General features: G+C 51.2%; 13 protein-coding genes. 7 read left to right on the top strand and 6 right to left on the bottom strand.

Features of this window, described 5'->3' with window-relative positions:
* Positions 1-14 precede the first annotated feature (14 nt).
* From MHH48_RS02560 to MHH48_RS02540, 5 genes are all read right to left on the bottom strand, one after another.
* On the bottom strand, positions 15-890 hold the full coding sequence (locus MHH48_RS02560) for a sugar ABC transporter permease (protein WP_076322415.1): 876 nt from the start codon (positions 888-890) through the stop codon (positions 15-17).
* Between the two features lie 45 nt (positions 891-935).
* On the bottom strand, positions 936-2,261 hold the full coding sequence (locus tag MHH48_RS02555; protein ID WP_076322416.1) for an extracellular solute-binding protein: 1,326 nt from the start codon (positions 2,259-2,261) through the stop codon (positions 936-938).
* Positions 2,262-2,359: 98 nt separating this feature from the next.
* On the bottom strand, positions 2,360-3,940 hold the full coding sequence (locus MHH48_RS02550) for a helix-turn-helix domain-containing protein (RefSeq protein WP_340390223.1): 1,581 nt from the start codon (positions 3,938-3,940) through the stop codon (positions 2,360-2,362).
* Entirely contained in the window at positions 3,912-5,732 is a 1,821-nt protein-coding gene (locus MHH48_RS02545) for a sensor histidine kinase (protein ID WP_076322418.1), read from the bottom strand. The genes MHH48_RS02550 and MHH48_RS02545 overlap by 29 nt, the downstream gene beginning before the upstream one ends.
* A 409-nt stretch (positions 5,733-6,141) precedes the next feature.
* Positions 6,142-7,221, bottom strand: coding sequence for a copper amine oxidase N-terminal domain-containing protein (locus tag MHH48_RS02540; protein ID WP_076322419.1), 1,080 nt, complete (start codon positions 7,219-7,221; stop codon positions 6,142-6,144).
* Between the two features lie 286 nt (positions 7,222-7,507).
* On the opposite strand from MHH48_RS02540, the gene MHH48_RS02535 reads away from it, so the two are divergent.
* From MHH48_RS02535 to MHH48_RS02520, 4 genes are all read left to right on the top strand, one after another.
* A complete protein-coding gene (locus MHH48_RS02535) occupies positions 7,508-7,684 on the top strand; it encodes a hypothetical protein (RefSeq protein WP_179090624.1) in 177 nt (58 codons plus the stop codon).
* A gap of 454 nt (positions 7,685-8,138) precedes the next feature.
* Complete coding sequence (gene vgb(C), locus MHH48_RS02530; protein ID WP_076322420.1) at positions 8,139-9,029, top strand: streptogramin B lyase Vgb(C); 891 nt, start codon at positions 8,139-8,141, stop codon at positions 9,027-9,029.
* A 161-nt stretch (positions 9,030-9,190) separates the two neighbouring features.
* Positions 9,191-10,837 carry an SWIM zinc finger family protein gene (locus MHH48_RS02525; protein ID WP_076322421.1) on the top strand — a complete coding sequence of 549 codons (1,647 nt, stop codon included), beginning with the start codon at positions 9,191-9,193 and terminating at the stop codon, positions 10,835-10,837.
* Positions 10,834-13,794, top strand: a complete 2,961-nt coding sequence (locus MHH48_RS02520) for a DEAD/DEAH box helicase (RefSeq protein WP_076322422.1) — start codon at positions 10,834-10,836, stop codon at positions 13,792-13,794. The genes MHH48_RS02525 and MHH48_RS02520 overlap by 4 nt, the downstream gene beginning before the upstream one ends.
* Before the next feature lie 943 nt (positions 13,795-14,737).
* Here MHH48_RS02520 and MHH48_RS02515 read toward each other — a convergent pair.
* A complete protein-coding gene (locus MHH48_RS02515; protein WP_076322423.1) occupies positions 14,738-15,577 on the bottom strand; it encodes a helix-turn-helix transcriptional regulator in 840 nt (279 codons plus the stop codon).
* A gap of 135 nt (positions 15,578-15,712) precedes the next feature.
* Here MHH48_RS02515 and fabF point away from each other — a divergent pair, with 135 nt between their 5' ends.
* The 3 genes from fabF (at position 15,713) to MHH48_RS02500 (ending at position 18,549) form a co-directional block, all read left to right on the top strand.
* Complete coding sequence (gene fabF, locus MHH48_RS02510; RefSeq protein ID WP_076322424.1) at positions 15,713-16,954, top strand: beta-ketoacyl-ACP synthase II; 1,242 nt, start codon at positions 15,713-15,715, stop codon at positions 16,952-16,954.
* Positions 16,955-17,155: 201 nt separating this feature from the next.
* The gene (locus tag MHH48_RS02505) at positions 17,156-17,668 is read left to right on the top strand and encodes an RNA polymerase sigma factor (protein ID WP_076322425.1); all 513 of its coding nucleotides are present in this window, start codon (positions 17,156-17,158) and stop codon (positions 17,666-17,668) included.
* A complete protein-coding gene (locus tag MHH48_RS02500; RefSeq protein ID WP_076322426.1) occupies positions 17,668-18,549 on the top strand; it encodes a DUF3298 domain-containing protein in 882 nt (293 codons plus the stop codon). Before MHH48_RS02505 ends, MHH48_RS02500 begins: the two co-directional genes overlap by 1 nt.
* The last annotated feature ends 168 nt before the right edge of the window (positions 18,550-18,717 follow it).

Below are 18,717 nucleotides of genomic sequence, written 5' to 3'. Positions count from 1 at the left end.
CTCCCTCCTTCATGTTAACTTGACTTTCTGCGCGTTGCGAAATAGTTAAGCGCGATAAGAATGGCGCTGACGATCATAATCATCGTGGAGACGGCGGAGCCGTAACCGTAACGGTACACGCTGAACGTGCTGTTGTACATATAAGTGGCTAGCAGCTCGGTCGATTGCGCCGGTCCGCCACCCGTCATGACGATGACATGGTCAAAAGCTTTCAGGCTTCCCGAGATGCATAGCACAATGGTTACGACAACCGTGCTCCAGATCATCGGCAGCGTGATTTGCATTAGCTTGTTCCAACCGGTGGACCCATCGATTTTGGCCGCATCATGGATCTCCGGTGAAATATTTTGCAGTGCTGCGATAAAGATGACCAGATAAGGGCCGATGTTCGCCCAGTTAATCGGGATTGATATCGCCAGCATGTTGACTTTTGGATCGGACAGCCAGGCACGGGTCCATGACTCCAGACCGAGCATCTCCAGCACATAGTTGGCGATTCCGAACTGAGGATGATAAATATAACCCCAGATGAGACCGACAACAACCGTGGAGAGAACCATCGGCATGAATACGGCAGACCGAATGAACCTGGAGAAGAACGAATTCTTGAACAATACAATAGCCAGAATCAACGCGATTGGAACCTGACCGATAATGGATGATACGACCAGAATCAGGTTGTTTCGAAGCGCCCGCCAGAAGATCGGATCCTTGAACATCTCTTTATAATTATCAAGGCCGATAAATGTGGCGTCTCCGAACCCTTTCCAACTGAAAAATCCGTAGTAAGCTGACCAGAAGACCGGAATAATGACAAATATCAGAAACAACAGAAGCGCAGGAAGAAGAGCTATGGCTATAAATCCTTTGCTTCTCATCGCTGTAGGCATGGCAGCCTCCTCCCTCCTAATCCTTGTGCAGTGATGAACGGTTTCTTATGGAGTAGCGGATCTGGCTTGCGCATCCTGTAGCTTCTGGGCCACACCTTCGACGGGGCCGCCCATCATAATTTCCTGCAGACCGTTGTTGATGACTTCAGCCGCTTCTGCAGACAGATAAGCATCGTATACCGGCGTAATGCTTGTGGATTTCACCAGGTTAAAGGCTTTGTAGTACAAGGAAGTAACTTTGGCCTGATCGATTTCGGTATCGTACATTACCATGGAGTTGCTCTCGGCAATCGCTTTTTGCGCTTCTGGTCCGCTGACCGCATAAATCAGTTCCAGCGCCAATTCTTTCGCTTTCCCTTCCGTTCTGCTGCTAAGGGCCAGACCGCCGCCAGCTCCGCCGGAGATGGTGTTAGCCTCACCTTTACCGCCCGGGATCGAAGGCAATGTCGTCACTTCAATATCCTTCATTTGCTCCTCCGATGAAGAAGCCGCCAGGTTCGTGAGTGTCCATGCACCGCTGATCATCATCGCTGCATTTCCTTGGATGAAATACTGCTCGGCTTGCGTGTTGTCGATGCTGTTCGCACCTTCCTGGAAGGCTTTGTTATCTACCAGCTCTTTGAAATATCCAAGCGCTTCGATAAACTCAGGATCGGTAAATTTCGCGCCATCCTGTGCTGCCGCTTTCTTGAACCATTCGGTGCCTGTCACACGGTCGGCAATCGATCCGATAATGGTGGATTGCGCAACCCATGGCGCTTTGTTTCCGAGTGCGATCGGCGTAATGCCGTTATCATTGAACGTTTTAACCGCCGCCATCATTTCTTCCCAAGTCGTTGGAACTTTTACGTTATGTTTGTCAAACAATGCTTTGTTGTAGTAGAGAATTGAAGTTGCGGACATGCCTAGTGGAGCAGAGTAGATCTGGCCGTCCTCGAACTCGTATGGATCAAACGCTCCCGGCAGGAATTTATTCTTCCAATCCGAATGCGCATCGAGCACCTCTGTAATCGGCTGAAGCAGTTTCGCCTGATGAAGCTCAGCTGACTGGCTTCCAGCATATACGAAGAATACATCCGGCATTTCATTCGCAGCCGCAACCGTACTCAGACGTTGACGGTAACCGTCCGGCGGAATCGCTTGTGCATCGAGCGTAACTTCAGGATGGTCCTGAGCAAACTGATCGATAAAGCTTCGAACTGATTTTGCACGCAGGTCATCACCGGCAAAGTTATGCCAGATTGTCAGCTTGACCTTCTCTTGATTACTCTCATTTCCTCCCGCCTGCTCTTTGCTTTGCCCGCCTCCGCAAGCTGCAAGGACCAGTGACATCATCAGCAGAACAAGACCTATTTTACGTTTTGGTCTCATGGTCAATCCCCCTTTTTTAATATACGAAAATGATGAAACGTCTTAGATGATTAGTCCAAGTATATAAAAGGATATAACGCTTACATAGGGGATATAATTCAGTCGATAGAGGGACAAAATTCAGGATTTGCCCGATACTCCGACGGGGTTTGTCCCGTCCATTTCTTGAACAGGCGGTTAAAATACTTAATATCCTCATAGCCGATTTCATTCGCGATTTCACTGATTTTGGCTGGCGTTTCCCGCAGCAGGTGCATCGCTTTTCGCAGTTTCGCCTGGGTCACGAATTCGATATAATTCTGCCCGGTTTCCTTCTTGAATATCTCGCTGAAATAGTTGGGGTTCATATGAACATGCTTGGCCACTTGTTGGAGAGACAAACTCTGTCCCAGATGCTCATGAATGAAGGAGATCGCTCGCTGGACGGGACTTGTCGTCGACACCATATCACGGTACTCCTTCATGATGAGCCCGAGCGAATCGACCAGCACCTTCTCCGGATTCTTGGTCAACTCGCGGATATCGTACGTCTCTTCCACTTTCACCGGACTGGTATAGCCGATAGACGTTGCAGCCCGTATAAGCCAGCGCTGTGCCGAGACGATCAGGGAATGTAGGTAAGCCTGAACCGAGCCGGGCGTTGCCTGGTCCTGACTTTGGATGCGCCGCAGCAAATCCGTCACCCATGCCTGCAAGTCGGCGGATTCTCCCGAACGCAGCAGGGATGACAGCTTGGTTTCTTCTTCCATCGAACAGACCGTGCGGATGCCTGTACGTCCTTCGATATCTTCATAGCGGATATGCCGTTCCGATTGCAGCAGCCACTCGTAGGAGCTGGCCTCTACCGCGGTAGCCAGCGCAATGTGCAGCTCCCTGGCGTTTGCGACCCGTTGGCCGCTGGCAGCCTTGATGCGGCAGGCGTGCATGGATTCCATTTTCCGCAGAGCGGAATCTACCCGCCCCCAGCCATTACTCGGCTCTGCCCGCACCAACAGAAGCAGGGAGCCGTTCCACTCCAGCCACGCACATTGCAGCACTTCGGCCAACTCCGTGCCGATTAATCGATGCAGCTCGCTAACGTTCGATTGTTCCTCTTCTTCTGGATGCAGCGGATATACCGACAGTATCCAGATCTGCAGCACCGAGCCGTTCGATTCCAAACGCAGCTCCGGGTATCGCTCACACAATTCGGCCTCGGCATGCTCGTCCAGCGGAGTGCCGGAAGCAAGCAGCCTTCTCAGGAAACCCCGGCTGACTACCAACTCCTGCGCCCTTCCCTTCGCTTGTGTAAGCCTGCGCTGTAACAGCCGTTCCCTGGCTTGGACAGCAGCCTCAATAATTTCCCCGGGCCTGCTCGTCTTCAGCAAATAGTCACTTACGCCTTCCCGCATCGCCTGCTGCGCATATGAAAATTCATCATATCCTGATATAACAATGATTTCGATCTCGGGATACTGCTGCTTGACTTCATGTGCCATATCCAGTCCGCTCAAGCCTGTCATGCGAATATCGGTAAAAATAATTTCGGGCATTTCAACAGGAATACGCTGAAGGGCTTCCTCCGCTGAAGCCGCGGGCGTCAGCACCGTAAAGCCGTTATCGGCCCAATTGATCACTGTACTCAGACCATTTCGAATGATCACTTCATCATCAACGATCAATACCTTCAATGTCGCCATCCCCTTTATTGGATAATTCAGATTGTTGAATTTCAGGTAAATCAGGTATCGTAAACATCACACGTGTTCCGACTCCTTCCGTACTCTCCACACGCAAGCCCGCATCCTTGCCGTAATGAAGGAGAAGCCGTTTATGGACATTGCGCAGCCCGTAGCTTCCCCGCGGGGTCTGCCCCTTCTCGTACTGCAGCGGATTCTCAACCAGCTGATCCTGAAGCCACTTCAGGCGATCCGTCGTCATTCCGATGCCATCATCCTCCACCACGAAGCGGATCCCTTTAGGCTCGCGGTGCCCGCGAATCGTAATCGTCCCCATCCCGTCACGGCTCAAAATACCGTGCAGCATGGAGTTTTCAACCAACGGCTGCAGCAGCAGCTTTAACATGGTGTGCTGATACAGCTCTTCCTCCACATGAACCTCAAACTTGAACTTTTCCGGATAGCGGATGGTTTGGATATTCACGTAATGACGGACATGCATAATTTCCTGCTGAATCGTGCAATATTCCTGCCCGTTATTGAGACTGAACCTCAGGAAATCGCTGAGCGATCCCACCATCTCGGCGATTTTCACATCCTGGTTCATCAGTGCCAACCAATGGATGGATGACAGCGTATTGTAGAGGAAATGCGGATTAATCTGCACCTGCAGCGCATGCATATCCGCCTCCTTCTTCAGCGACTCATTCAATTTCACTTCATCGGTAAGCTTCACAATCCGGGAGCTGAGCCGGTTGTAACTGATAATGAGCTGCCCGACCTCATCGACCGTCTTAACCGGGAGAGCAGGCAGCGGCTCTTCCGGGCTTGAATTCTTGAGAAACTTTGTTAGCACGGACAGCGGATTCGTAATTTTCTGGATCAGGAAAAGAACCAGTATAATGGCAAGCAGTATAGCCACGGTGACGGCAACCGCCGTCAATTTGATAAAGTATTGGTTCTGGGAACGGTATTCCTGTGAGGGTATGATGCCGACCAGTTTCCAGTTCACGCTGGACATTTTCTTATAGAGAATGGTCTTCTTGTTGCTCCCCTCGCCATAGTCTATATTTCCGCTGAGCCCCTCAAACTCTCCAATCGAAGGATAATTGTCTGCAAGTGTAAGATTGGTCTCCATATCCGGCGGACCGGCGATAATCCGGTTATTCTCATCAAGAAGAAGGACAAACCCGGTCTTCTCCAGGACGGCCTGCCGGAATTGATTGGCAATGACGCCCTGATCCAGGTTGATCTGCAGATTCCCGATCGGCTTATATTTATCCGTGCTCCGGATCGGTCTGGCCAACGTAATGACTTTCCTAACGCCTTCAAAAGTCCACTGCCGATGTACAAAGGACCACCATTTGGGATGATGCTCGTAATAATCGGGGACCACTTCGGTAATATTCCGGAACTCGGAGCGAACCAAGGACTTGTGCGAGATCGCATCTTTGCTGCCGAGCGGTTCGACAATGATGTTGGCGATATAATCTTTGGAAAAGGCCAGATTCGTCAAAAAATTAATAACCGTCGTCTGCTGGACATAGTTGCTCTGTTCGGTCTTCAGATAGGCTTGAACACCGGTATGCCCGATGAGAAACAGCGAGATGTTCTCCACGTCTTTGACCATCGTATCCAGGTAAGCTTCCAGCTGTCGAAGTGTATTCATTCCTGTGATCTTGGCCTTCTCCTCCGTCAGACTCTTGGCTATGTTAAAAGAGAAAATACCGAGAAACAGCAGCGGCACCAGCGTAGCGATAATAATAAGTAACGACAATTTATGCTTTAGCGATTTCCCAAGCCATTGCTGCATAAAAACACCTCGTTCAAAGCCCTCATGGTATGGACTTGTTATATTACTTAACATTGAATGCGTTTACTTACGAAATCACTCTCTTCCCCTAGCAAAAATGTGTCAGGTTTATTAACTATCTTAGAGGAATCTTAAGACTCAAGTAAATGGTAATAAAGACCTATGAAAGAGGATGAATTCTTCTTGCATAGGTTCTATATGCGCCATTCTCTCTGGTTCCTTTTTGGAGAGTGTGGAGGAAATAAATGGGATGGACTGGACATTAAAAAAGCAAAAAAAGGGCGCCGTAGCACCCTTTTGATTAGCGAAGCACATCATTCTATCAAGATTTATGCTTCTAGTCCATGTTCATAACGTCTTATCAGATATGCGTTTATATGTAGATCTAAAGTTCCACATCAATAAACCGTTACTTCCCCCATTCTTCCAGACTACTATATTCAATGCTATCCACCACAAATCGGTTCAACTTTTCTTGAAATCGGTATGTTATATGGAGATCGCCAGCGAAGCCGGCAGGGCTGATGCTTCCCGCAGCTTCCGTAACAAGCTGGCCTTCCGCTAGTTTGTGTCTGACGACGGCCCCGAAGCCAACCTTATCATATAGGTAGCTTTTATCCTTGGAATCATCCTCGATCCTTTCGACATACTCCTTCCCGTCGATCAAAAGTTTGATCACAAAGTGGTCTGCATACTTCTCAATGTTGGATTGCACATGGCTCAATACCGCCTGTTCCAATGATTCGATAGGAATTTCCTTCAGAGTCTCGGCGTCGACTACATGCATCTCCCCCATGTAAAGACCCGTGCCGGTCCCGTTCACATAGAACACCACAACTTCCGGCTTGCCATCGCCTGTAACATCCTGATATTGAATGACGGGTTTACGCATACCATCTCCGCCGTTCCAGTCCTTAAAGACCTGCTTCCTTCCTTCGACCTCGACCACCATTCCTTCATATCTGCCGTATTTCGTTGCGCTTACCGGATACAGCTTCACATCCCGGTTCTCCTCAGCCGTCGACACGTCAACCTCCGGTGTATAGATGTAGACCATCCCGGCCTTTGTATCCAAGCTTACCTGTGCACCATACAGCTCCGCCATCCATCGAGCAGGAACCATGACGCGCCCATCCTTTAGTTGAGCGGGAACAGACAAGGTGTAGATCTTCCCCTTTCCCTTGGCTTCCTTGCTCCCCATCTTTAGGGTGACTTGATCGGTGCCTGTGTTGACAGTTAGCGTTTTGTTCTTGTTATTCCAGCGGAGGTGCATAGGCTTCAAATATTCCCTCACCGTGTTCAAAGGGACCAGCGCCGTACCATTCACGATGACAGGTTTAACGTCCATCGTGACAACATAATGATTAACATTTAATCCCAATTCCTTCTTGTGCCCAGCCTCAGCTTGAGCCTGTACCATCGAGCTTAACAGCATTGTGGCCGCTATTGCGCCGCTTGCCGCCAGTTTTGTCCATTTCTGGGTTGTCATGTCTTTAAATCTCCTTAGCTGAAAATATGAATCCTTATACACTTTAACGCATCGTGACCGGGATTGGTTAGTCCATATCAACAAATAATGAAAATACTTCCTCTGTCGTCCCCTTCCTGCCAGGCATCCAATCATTCACCCCATTCAATGGCAAAAATCATGACTACGCTCCTTATGTTATGTTAGAATCAGATATGATTGTTATATTATGGAATAAATAGTTCGAGGTTATCATTCCGGTTCCAGGAGAACCCTGCAAGGAAAATGTAGAAGGGAGGCGAGCCATATGAGTATAGGTAGTTCCAGTTCCATGTTTCATTTATGGCCCATGTTGATCTTAATCATAAACGGACTTTTTATGCTGCTTGGTTTGTATGCATTGTATCTGCTCATTAAACTTCTGATTCGCGCCATAACAGCTGTCGAGCTTTACATCGATGAGAAAAGAAACCGGCGGTTGTGAATGTAAACTTCAGATCATTTAGGATTGAAACTACTGAATCTCCTGTGGTAAAGTCTAGGCAACCAGAAATGAAAGGGTGAACTAAAAGCCAATGATCTACTAATCCTGTCCCAAGCATTTGGAAAACACTTCGATTTCGATACGAGGTTTTCGGGATAGGATTCGTGCGGCTTTTTTTATATGTGACGGGTAGATGCTTGAAGCTTCTTTATTCATGAAGCCGGTATCTTCTTTTGTCCGTATTCAGCCTCCTATTCCGAAATCTCGGAGTGGGAGGCTTTTTTATTTAAAAACCTAATATGAGAGGATGGATCATCCATGACAGCACCGAATCCAGGAGAACCTTACGCAATTCCAGGAATCCGGAACGTGAGACTTGGATACGCTCAGACAAATGAAGAGTCCGTCTTAAAGCATTCCTAACAACTTTTCTAAACAAGGGAGGCATGTTTGCATGCAGATCATAACACAGGAGTACAAGACAGCGAATCGGGAGTCGGGACCTTATGGTATTACGACAGGACAAGATGGGACCATATGGTTCACGGAACAAAAAGGAAACCGGATTGGACGGCTCACCAAGGATGGGGATATGCGCACGTTCGAAGTGCCGACTCCGGATGCAGGGGTCATGTCCATCCTGTCTACCCATACCGGTGACCTCTGGTTCACGGAGTACAAAGCGAATAAAATCGGAAGAATGACAGTGGAAGGAACATTTACGGAATTCGAACTACCTGAAGCCAACTCGTCTCCTTACGGCCTGACGGAAGGTCCGGATGGAGGCATATGGTTCACCGAGCTAACCGGCAACCGAATCGGAAATATAACGCCGGCAGGCGTTATCGCGGAATATGACTTACCATGCAAAGGGGCGTACCCTTCCTATATTACAGCCGGTCCGGACGGCGCGTTGTGGTTTACGGAAAACCAGAACAACTGCATCGGACGGATTACGGTGGACGGAGAGATTACCGAATTCCGCTTTCCAACAGAGCAATCCGGCCCGGTCGGCATCACGGCAGGTGCCGATGGCGCCCTATGGTTTGTTCAAATCAACGGCAATCAAATCGGTCGGATCACAACGGCCGGGGAATTCACTGAATTCAAGCTCCCGTCCAGGAATGCCAGACCCCATGCCATCACGGCGGGGGTTTGCGAAGATCTATGGTTTACCGAATGGGGAGCCAATCAAATCGGACGAATTACCTGTAACGGGGACATTACCGAGTACCCGATCCCTACCCCCTCCGCGGAACCACATGGCATTACCGTGGATTCCGGCGGCGAGGTCTGGTTCGCCGAGGAATGCGATCAGATCGGACGGTTTACGATTCAATATTAGGCTTAGGATGCCAACATATTGCTCCACCCATAAAAAAGCCCGTTCAGCAGCCTGTTGCCGGGCTTTTCCAGTGCAAAGCTGTCCCGGCTTGTTTCTTCATCTATGCGAATATGATAGATTAAATGGATACTTAGAATTATTTCTCTTAGGAGAGTCCAATAATGAACCCAAACCAAACGTTAGATGATATACAGTGGCAGACGCTCATTCAACAAACCGCCGGTTACTTCAGCGATTTGACTATTAAACGGGGGTTTCAATATTACAAGCAAGGTCGTGTTCACACAAGCGAGTTGACAGAGGCTTCCGGGATAATTGAGGCTGCCGTTGATGGAACGGAAACTTACCGTATCCAGCTCCATCTTCATTCGCTGAGTGACAGCACATGCAGTTGTCCCGTTAATGAAGGCTGCAAGCATATGGTGGCTGTTCTGCTTGACTATGCCCAGCTTCAGGGTCGTTCCATTCACGCCCTAGTTAATGCCCATTCCACCACGTATGCTCCCACCTCTACGTATGACCGAAAGGAGTCCGACTTCAGCCCAGCGCAAGAACGGCCGTCTGCCGGAGCATCAAAATGGAGAGTCAAGGCGGACCATTTGCCCGAGCTGCCGATCTCCGCATGGCATGAGCTGTTCGAAGTTTGCACGGCTTCGCTGGGAGCTAATACGCAGAACTCATTTTACGCCAAAAATGCACTGGCCTCCCTCCATCACATCAAACCGCCGATGCCGCCGGAAATGGGATCATTATACGAGCTTCATGCTCATCTCTTTATTCTCGAGAAGCTGGTCAAGCAGCCCGCTAGTGCCTGGAATTCCTCCGGATCCTACATCGGCTATCATACGCAGGTAGCAGCGGATCATATCCTGGCCAGAATCGAGCGCATCTTCCATGAAGGGCTTGAGAGCAGCGAACATGGAGAGGCATTCAAGCAGCGACTGACCGAGACCATTTCGCATGTCCGGCGGAGCATGCTGAGCGAGCCGCGGAACCGCAAATTTTACGCCCAGGTCTATATACAGCTCTGGATGTACTGGATCTATCCGTTTGCCAAAAAGGACAACAGCTTAATCCAGGCAGAGTTAGAGCAGTTACAGGCAGCCGAAGCCGAATTCGGCAGCACCCTCTCGCGTGCCTCGTGGTATATGGCGCAGGGCTTAATGTCCTTCTACCTCGGACAAGACAAAACGTCTTGGAGCCTGATCAAGGAAGCAGACAAGGTTAGCAGTCTGTCCCCGGCTTCCGTCCTAGGCTTCTTCGACATGCTGCATTCCTGGCAACAATGGGAACGCTTGGCTCACTGGCTCCCGGAGATCGGCCCGCTGCTTGGCAGTCACCGCAACGAGCATCTCAGCAGCTATCAGTTCTATTGGGATGCCGTCATAGAGCACCTGCCCGAGGAGGCTGAACAGATGTGGAGCAGTCTTGCCGACATGCTTCCTTATGCGAAGGACATCTATCAGAATGCCTTGATCACGCACGGCAGATGGCGGGAATGGATCGACTACCAATTAAGCACAGGCCGGGAGCCGCTGGAGCTCCGGGTCAGCGAGCTCGCGCCGATTGAGAAGAATGCGCCCGAGCTGCTGCTGCCTTTTTACCATCAGGCCGTCGAGCGGTACATCCTTCATAAGAACCGAGCCGGCTATAAAGCAGCGGTCAAGCTGCTCAAACGGTTGGCCAAGCTATATAAAAAGCTCAAGCAGCAGGAGCGCTGGGATCTGTTCATTATCTCATTGTCCGTACGAAACAGCCGGCTTCGTGCATTCCAGGAAGAGCTGCGGAGAGGAAAGCTGATATCATGAGCAGACACACAGAAACCATCACGGTCCACATGGCGTTAAGCGAATACGGAGATGCCGTCATATACGGCTCTACCGTCATGCGGGGTTACGTGTCCGGACAATACCTGAAGCACCGTTTATTTGCGTGGCACGAAGCTTCCTTCTACGGAACAGAGCTCACCGTTCAATCCGTTCAGGATATGGAAGTGGTCATCCTACCTTCCGAGCAGGTCATACCGTTTTTTGCGGATGGACGACTGCTCGAGCATATTGAATGGGTATGGGACGAGGATTGTCTTCCCTTCATTGAAATTGCTCCTTCGCTGGCAGCTTGCATTCAGGACAAGCAATACGCGCCCAGCCTGAGTGCCTTCAAATCAGGCAAGCTGCAATGGATTTGGGATCCGGAGGCGTTCACAGCGGAAGAGTTGTCCCGTCTTTCCCTGCTGAATGCAGACGAGATATGGAATGAGGGCTTACAGGCGGCGTTCTCTGCCGCCGTTCAAGATCAGTGTTACGGCAGCGAAGAGGCGGCGGCTGACCTGCGCAGAGAATACCCTCTTCTCTTCTCGCCGAACCGCACGGCAGCCGAGGGCATGGACGACAAGTCATGGCTGATCGCCATCGGATGGCGGCCGGATACCGCTCCATTCCGACCGCTGCTGCAATTGTTGGAGCCTGACGAAGAAGAAGCCGCATGGCGCCTTCGGCTTGTATTGCAAGACAAGCAAGACGCTGCATCGCTTGCAGCCGTTCGTCTGGCTGAAGACGGGCAGGCATATGGATCATGGCCAGAGACATGGACACCCCATATCAAGGAGCGGTCCCCCGGCTGGCTCCAAGGCTTGCAGGCAGCACTGCCGGCAAGGGTGCTTCACGCTCCAGCTGAAGACGCACTCGGTACGCCTCTGTCCGACGAGGCTGCATGGCAGTTCCTGACCGTTGACAGCCAGCGGCTGCTCCAGTCAGGTTGGCTGGTCCTGCTGCCCGCTTGGTGGGAAGCCGCCAGCAAGAAGAAACCCAAACTGCGGGCGAAGGTACGCTCGGGCGAGGGCGAGAACGCCGAGCGAAGCAGCGGCGGTTCCCTGTTCGGTCTGGATGCGCTGGTCAATTTCGATTGGCGGATCGCCATCGGCGAAGCTACTCTTTCCGAGGCGGAATTCGCGGAGCTTGTTGCCCGGAACGAACGGCTGGTACGGTTCCGGGGCCAGTGGATTCCGCTGGATCCCGCTCTGGTCGCCCAAATCCGCCAGATGATGGCGGGCGTAGATCGTGAGGAAGGCCTATCGTTCCAGGATATTCTGCACCTGCATCTGCTCGGGAACAACGATGAGCCGGAGCAGACTCAGCAGGATGCGGAGGAAGCGCGGGATCCGGAACGGATCAAGCTTGAGGTGGAGCTGAACGAGCACCTCGTGAAGCTTATCGGCCAGCTCGGCCGACAAAGCGAATGGCCGAACCTTCCTGTCCCGGCTGGGCTGAAGGCCGAGCTGCGGACTTATCAGCATGACGGCTTTGCCTGGCTTGCCTTTTTGCGGCGTTACGGGCTTGGTGCATGCCTTGCCGATGACATGGGTCTTGGCAAAACCGTGCAGTTTATCGCCTACCTGCTGCACGTGAAGGAGACGGCGATGCAGCGGGAAGAGCGACGCCTCCCTTCCCTGCTGATCTGTCCCACCTCGGTGCTGGGCAATTGGCAGAAGGAGCTTGAACGGTTTGCCCCGTCGCTCCAGGTCATGCTTCACTACGGCGGCAAACGAAGCAGCAGCGAGGATTTCTATAAAGAGGCTTACCAAGCCGATATTATCCTTACTTCCTATGCGACGGCCACGCTCGATCAAGAAATGTTAAGAGACATGAAGTGGGAAGCGATCGGCATCGACGAGGCCCAAAATATCAAAAATGCCGACACCAAGCAATCCGCCGCCGTGCGAAGTTTCCCGGCAAGACACCGCGTCGCGCTAACCGGCACACCGATTGAGAACCGGCTGTCCGAATTGTGGTCCATCTATGACTTCATCAATCCCGGATATCTCGGCAGCCTGCGCGCGTTCAATCTCCGGTTCATCCAAGCCATCGAGAAAGACAAGAGCGAACAGCGCACGGCTGATCTGCAGAAGCTGATCAAGCCCTTCATGCTTCGACGCAAGAAGAAGGATCCTGCAATTCAGCTCGACCTGCCGGACAAAAACGAGATGAAGACCTATATCCATCTCACAGCTGAGCAAGGTGCGCTTTACGATCAAACCGTGAACAGCCTGCTGGAACGCATGCAAAAGCTCGAGGGCATCGAGCGCAAAGGGGCCATCCTGGCAGCTCTTACACAATTCAAGCAGCTCTGCGATCATCCGGCTCTGCTTACGAAGGAGCCGCTTCCGGAATTGCCGGGAGGCGGCGGCTTGCTCGACACCGAAGCTGTCGTCAACCGTTCAGCCAAGCTGGAGCGGCTGCTGTCCATGGTGAAGGAGCTGCGGGAAGAGGGCGAGCGCTGCCTGATCTTCACCCAGTATATCGGTATGGGTGAGATGATGCGGCAGGTGCTCCATCAAGAGCTCGGGGAGCCCGTGCTGTACTTGAACGGCAGCACGCCCAAGCGGACTCGCGACCGCATGATCGAGCAATTCCAATCCCAGACGCTGCCGCCCGAAGAGCAACCGAATGTCATGATTCTCTCGATCAAGGCCGGCGGCGTTGGTCTGAATCTGACCGCGGCGAATCATGTGTTCCATTTCGACCGCTGGTGGAACCCTGCGGTGGAGAATCAGGCTACCGACCGCGCTTATCGGATGGGACAGACCAAGGATGTCCAGGTGTACAAGTTCATCTCCATGGGGACGCTCGAAGAGCGAATCGATGAGATGCTGGAGAGCAAGCAGCAGCTGAGCGATCAGGTGATCTCAAGCAGCGAGGGCTGGATTACCGAGCTGTCCACCGATGAGCTGAAGGATCTCTTCACGCTGCGGCGCGACTGGGCGTAATCGCCGGATCAAGAAGTACACGGATAGGCGACATTCGACGGATCTGCGGCAATTCTTCCTCATAGATCAGGACCTCGATCTGGGCATACGGCCCCAACAGGTGGAGCACAGCGGAATGCCTGTGGAACTCCTAGGCAGCCACCAGGTGTCGCTCTATAACCATATGTTGAATAATAGAATGCCCCGTTATGCGGACGAGGCCACTGAAGAACTTGCGATTTTTCGGAGGCACTGAGCGGACACGGGGCTTTTGTTATTCGGTGAAGTTTAATGTGCTTAGAGAAAGTTAATGTTGTTTAGAAAAATTTCAAATTGTTTACGCACATGAAGCTTGTATGGCTAAAAGATCTAAGGTTCGAACCAGTTGAAGTACTCTCACTTGTGTAATCTGTTTCAACTTAAGGTACTCGCTTTCGAGGGTAATCCAGTTCAACTCAAGGTACTCTCGCTTTCGAGGGCAATCCAGTTCAACTTAAGGTACTCCCGCTTTCGAGGGTAATACGGTTCAACTTGAGGTACACTTGCTATACGAGTGTAATAATTGGGGCAGTCTTGAAGTACTTCACTTACGGGGAGAACTCTGATTCAACTGCGCAAGATGGCTGGTACCGGAACGTCCCGCAACCTGCTGGTAGTTAGGTAGGAGGAGAATGATTCTTACCATTAACGGACACAGAATACGTTATTTAGAACAAATTCATCATTTTTAGATACTGAACGGACATGGGATCTGTTATTTGTGCAAAACAGCATAAAAATGCCGTAAGCGAGCTCAATAACGTACCTAGTGTCCTCTAAGTTTGAAATTATGGCGTTATCTCGCAATATAGCGGAACTGGAGTCCGATACTTCTAGTGCAGCAAGTGTAATCGGCAATCGGGTCCTCTACTTCACGTACAAGCCCCGCCGCTTCCCTCGATTGCGCCACCCAGCCCCCCTCCGCTTACTTCTCCTCCATCAGCTGCCGCAGCTTCGCTTCCGTAGTCGAATCGGGGGCAGGGGTATAGATGCTGCACCGCAGGTCATCATTTCCGTACACTTTGAGCGACGTGAGCTCATATACCATTTTCCCGGCCTTGGCATGCCTGAACTCCAGATGTACTTCCGGGGCGTAGCTGACCTGGCTCTGCTCCCACATCCGATTGAAATCGGGATGCCCGTTCTTCATCTCCTCCAGAAAACGGTCATACCACTCATCCTCGACGTATTGACCGTAATAGGACCGGAACATCGACAAGAAGCCGCTGGCGAACTGTTCCCAATTTACCGCCAGCCGTTGAAACTCCCTGCGGGTGAAGAGCAGCCGGATCATATTCCGCTCCTCGGGCGGAATGCGGTCAAAATCAAGGAACACGTATGCAGCTGCACGGTTCCACCCCACAATGTTGCACATCCGATCCGATATCATGACGGGGCAATATTTCAGCTCGGTGATGATTTTTTGCAGGGACGGACTGATCTGCACCGCTTCTTGTTTGACCGTATAAGGCTCCGCCCCGCTCTCCAGCGCCAGCGAATACAGATATCTGCGCTCATCCGCATTTAGCTGAAGCGCATTGGCGACGCAGTCCAGCACGGACGACGATACCTGGATGTCGCGTCCCTGCTCGAGCCAGGTGTACCAAGTGGTGCTGACACCCGCCAGCTGGGCGACCTCTTCCCTGCGCAAGCCTGGTGTTCTCCGTCTAGTCCCGGGCGGAAGTCCGACCGACTCGGGTGAGATTTTGGCACGCTGCCCTTTCAAGAATGCCGACAACGCTTGCAGCCTAACCTGGGAATTCATTGTACAAGCCCCCTTCACTCATTAAGGATAGCAGTATTTATACTAGGATAAACGGTATCTTGTAATAGGATACTACACGTGACATTATAACCTTAAGATTGACAAGTTATAAAGTCTTAAGGAGGCTGTTGATCCATGGAAAGAGTTGTTATCACCGGTATGGGCGTCATATCGCCGCTGGGCCATGATGTTGAGACGTTCTGGTCCCGGCTTGTTCGGGGAGAGTCCGGTATTACACATATAGAAAATTTGGACACATCAAGACAAAAGGTACAAATAGCGGGTGCCGTGAAGGAGTTTGACGCAAACGCGCTGTTTGGAGTTAAGGAAGCTCGGCGTTTGGACCGCTTTTGCCAGTTTGCCTTGGCAGCGGCGGATCAAGCTATAAGTCAGTCGGGACTCGATCTTGATCAGATCGATCATGAGCGCATGGGGGTCTACGTCGGCTCCGGCATCGGCGGCATCCAAACCCTGATGAATCAGAGCGGCACGCTGTCGTCGCGGGGTCCCGAGCGGGTCAGTCCTACACTGGTTCCCATGATGATTCCCAATATGGCGGCCGCGCTCATCAGCATTAAATACAAGGCGCTGGGCTCCACGCTGGCACCGGTTACGGCATGTTCGATCGGCAATACGGCGATCGGCGAGGCTTTCTTTAACATCCAAGCCGGCCGGTCCGACATCATCATCGCGGGAGGATCCGAAGCCGCATTGACCGACATCTCGCTAGCCAGCTTCGCGAATGCAACCGCTCTTTCCTCCCGTAACGATGAACCGGGCCGGGCCAGCCGGCCGTTCGATACAGACCGGGATGGATTCGTCATGGCGGAAGGTGCCGGCATCCTCGTTCTGGAATCCCTCTCCCATGCCTTACGCAGAGGCGCTGAAATTCTGGGCGAGGTCATCGGATACGGCGCCAGCTCGGATGCCTATCATATGGTCGCCACACCGGAGGACGGCAACGGCGCGGCACGGGCGATGAAGCTGGCCCTGACCGAGGCGAACCTCTCTCCAGCCGACGTGGATATCATCAGCGCCCATGCCACAAGCACGGTCATCGGTGACCGTTCGGAGACAGCGGCCATTAAGCAGGTGTTTGGCGAGGAGGCGTATCGCATTCCGGTAACGGCCAACAAGTCGATGACCGGACATATGCTGGGCGCATGCGGCGGCGTGGAGGCCATTGCACTCGTAAAATCTCTGCAAGAAGGCATCATACCGCCGACAATCAATCTGGAGCATCCCGATCCAGCATGCGATTTGGATTATGTACCGAACCAGGCGAGAAACGCCGAGCTCCGGATTGGCATGTCGAATTCCTTTGGCTTCGGCGGACATAATTCGGCGATTGTTATCCAGAAATATGAGCACGAATAACCATGAGTTCCAGACCCCAGTGAAAACTGGGGTCTTTTTCTTGTTGCGATTCTGGAAGAATGGGCTGAATAATGAGACAGAAACACTTTTTAAATTTTTTTTCGCAGAATCAAACTTTTTACAAGACTCGCACGTCTTGCTTCCGTAAGTCAATTGCAATTGATGGTTACCCGCGCGGGCCCAAAGGAGTGTCATATTTACATGAGTGGCGGCCGGAAGCTTGAGAAGCTTCTTATTCAATGTATAACCGAAAATCAGGACAGCGCCTACCGGCTGGCATACAGCTACGTTAGAAATAAAGAGGATGCCCTCGATATCGTTCAGGACGCGATCCACAAAGCATTTTTATCCATGGAAAAGCTGAAGCAGACGGGTTCAATAAAAAGCTGGTTTTTCCGAATTATTGTAACAACCTCCCTGGATTTCATTAGAAAACAGAAAAAAGTCCATGTCATGGATGACGAGAACCTGGAGGTTATATTACCCGGCAGCCATGACCACTATCCGAATCTGGATCTGGCCCAATCTTTGGAGGAATTACCCGACAAGTATCGGGTCGTCATCATACTCCGATTTTTTGAAGATATGAAGATTGACGAAATTGCCGAAGTGCTCAACGAGAACGTCAGCACGGTGAAAACGAGATTATACCAAGGACTACAGAGACTGCGGGTGAACTTAAGCGAGGAAGATCAAGAGGAGGCACAACGATAATGCATGACAAGCTGAATAGGATGAAAGAGCAGTACGAGAGCACTCCTATTCCTGACGAACTAAGCTCGATTGTCAACAAGACCATAGCAACCAGAAGAAAAAAAAATAGAGCGCTGCCCTGGCTCGCTAGTAGCGCAGCTGCATGCATGCTACTGTTCGCCGGAGTGAATACCAGCCCTGCCTTTGCCCAGGCCATGTCCGATGTGCCGGTTCTGGGCCATATCATCAAGGTGATCACCATCCGTGAATATGCCGAGCAAGACGATAACACGGAAGTGCATATTGAAACACCCGGCATTGCCAACTTAGGAAATACAGAGCTTGAGCAAACCCTGAATAACAAATACCTGGAAGAAAATAAAAAGCTGTATGAGAACTTCAAAGACGAAGTCGCCCTGCTAAATAAAGAAGGCGGCGCGCATCTGAGTCTTGCTAGCGGTTATGAAGTAATCACCGACACTGAACAGCTGCTGACGCTTTCGCGCTATATTGTCGAATCTGCTGGAAGCTCTGCCGAATCCAGAAAATACGATACGATCGACAAGAAGAACCAGATGGTGATCACGCTGCCAAGTCTGTTCAAGGATGATCGTTATATCCAAGTCATCAGTGACAATATCAAGGAGCAGATGCGCCAGCAGATGCAGAATAATCCGGACAACATCTACTGGGTGGAGCAGCCCGGCGTGGAGTCCGATGTACCGGAGGATCTGTTCCAAACGATCGCCAAGGACCAAAACTTCTACATCAACCAAAACGGCAAACTGGTCATCAGCTTTAATGAATACGATGTTGCACCCGGCTATATGGGCGTCGTGGAATTTACGATCCCAACGGAAGTAATCGCAGACCAGCTCGTCAGCAGCGAATACATCCGATAGATCCGCCGTTCATCACTAGGAATGCAGATCGTTCTTCCGATCCCTGTTGCCCCCAGATTTTCTTTTGAAATTTTATGAGTCAGTGGAAATCCGGGGACAAAGGGGACCGCTTCGCTTCTCCAGAACGATTCTGCCTTCTCCGTTTCAGATCACAAATTGTAGATATTA

Origin of the sequence: Paenibacillus sp. FSL F4-0100 (assembly GCF_037993005.1) — a bacterium.
GTDB lineage: Bacteria > Bacillota > Bacilli > Paenibacillales > Paenibacillaceae > Paenibacillus_AQ.
This window is presented reverse-complemented; position numbering and strand designations above follow the sequence as displayed.

Excerpts from the sequence above, each read along its gene's own strand:
- MHH48_RS02560 (WP_076322415.1), bottom strand. The coding sequence starts at position 890 with ATGCCTACAGCGATGAGAAGCAAAGGATTTATAGCCATAGCTCTTCTT.
- MHH48_RS02555 (WP_076322416.1), bottom strand. The coding sequence starts at position 2,261 with ATGAGACCAAAACGTAAAATAGGTCTTGTTCTGCTGATGATGTCACTG.
- MHH48_RS02550 (WP_340390223.1), bottom strand. The coding sequence starts at position 3,940 with ATGGCGACATTGAAGGTATTGATCGTTGATGATGAAGTGATCATTCGA.
- MHH48_RS02545 (WP_076322418.1), bottom strand. The coding sequence starts at position 5,732 with ATGCAGCAATGGCTTGGGAAATCGCTAAAGCATAAATTGTCGTTACTT.
- MHH48_RS02540 (WP_076322419.1), bottom strand. The coding sequence starts at position 7,221 with ATGACAACCCAGAAATGGACAAAACTGGCGGCAAGCGGCGCAATAGCG.
- MHH48_RS02535 (WP_179090624.1), top strand. The coding sequence starts at position 7,508 with ATGAGTATAGGTAGTTCCAGTTCCATGTTTCATTTATGGCCCATGTTG.
- MHH48_RS02525 (WP_076322421.1), top strand. The coding sequence starts at position 9,191 with ATGAACCCAAACCAAACGTTAGATGATATACAGTGGCAGACGCTCATT.
- MHH48_RS02520 (WP_076322422.1), top strand. The coding sequence starts at position 10,834 with ATGAGCAGACACACAGAAACCATCACGGTCCACATGGCGTTAAGCGAA.
- MHH48_RS02515 (WP_076322423.1), bottom strand. The coding sequence starts at position 15,577 with ATGAATTCCCAGGTTAGGCTGCAAGCGTTGTCGGCATTCTTGAAAGGG.
- fabF (WP_076322424.1), top strand. The coding sequence starts at position 15,713 with ATGGAAAGAGTTGTTATCACCGGTATGGGCGTCATATCGCCGCTGGGC.
- MHH48_RS02505 (WP_076322425.1), top strand. The coding sequence starts at position 17,156 with ATGAGTGGCGGCCGGAAGCTTGAGAAGCTTCTTATTCAATGTATAACC.
- MHH48_RS02500 (WP_076322426.1), top strand. The coding sequence starts at position 17,668 with ATGCATGACAAGCTGAATAGGATGAAAGAGCAGTACGAGAGCACTCCT.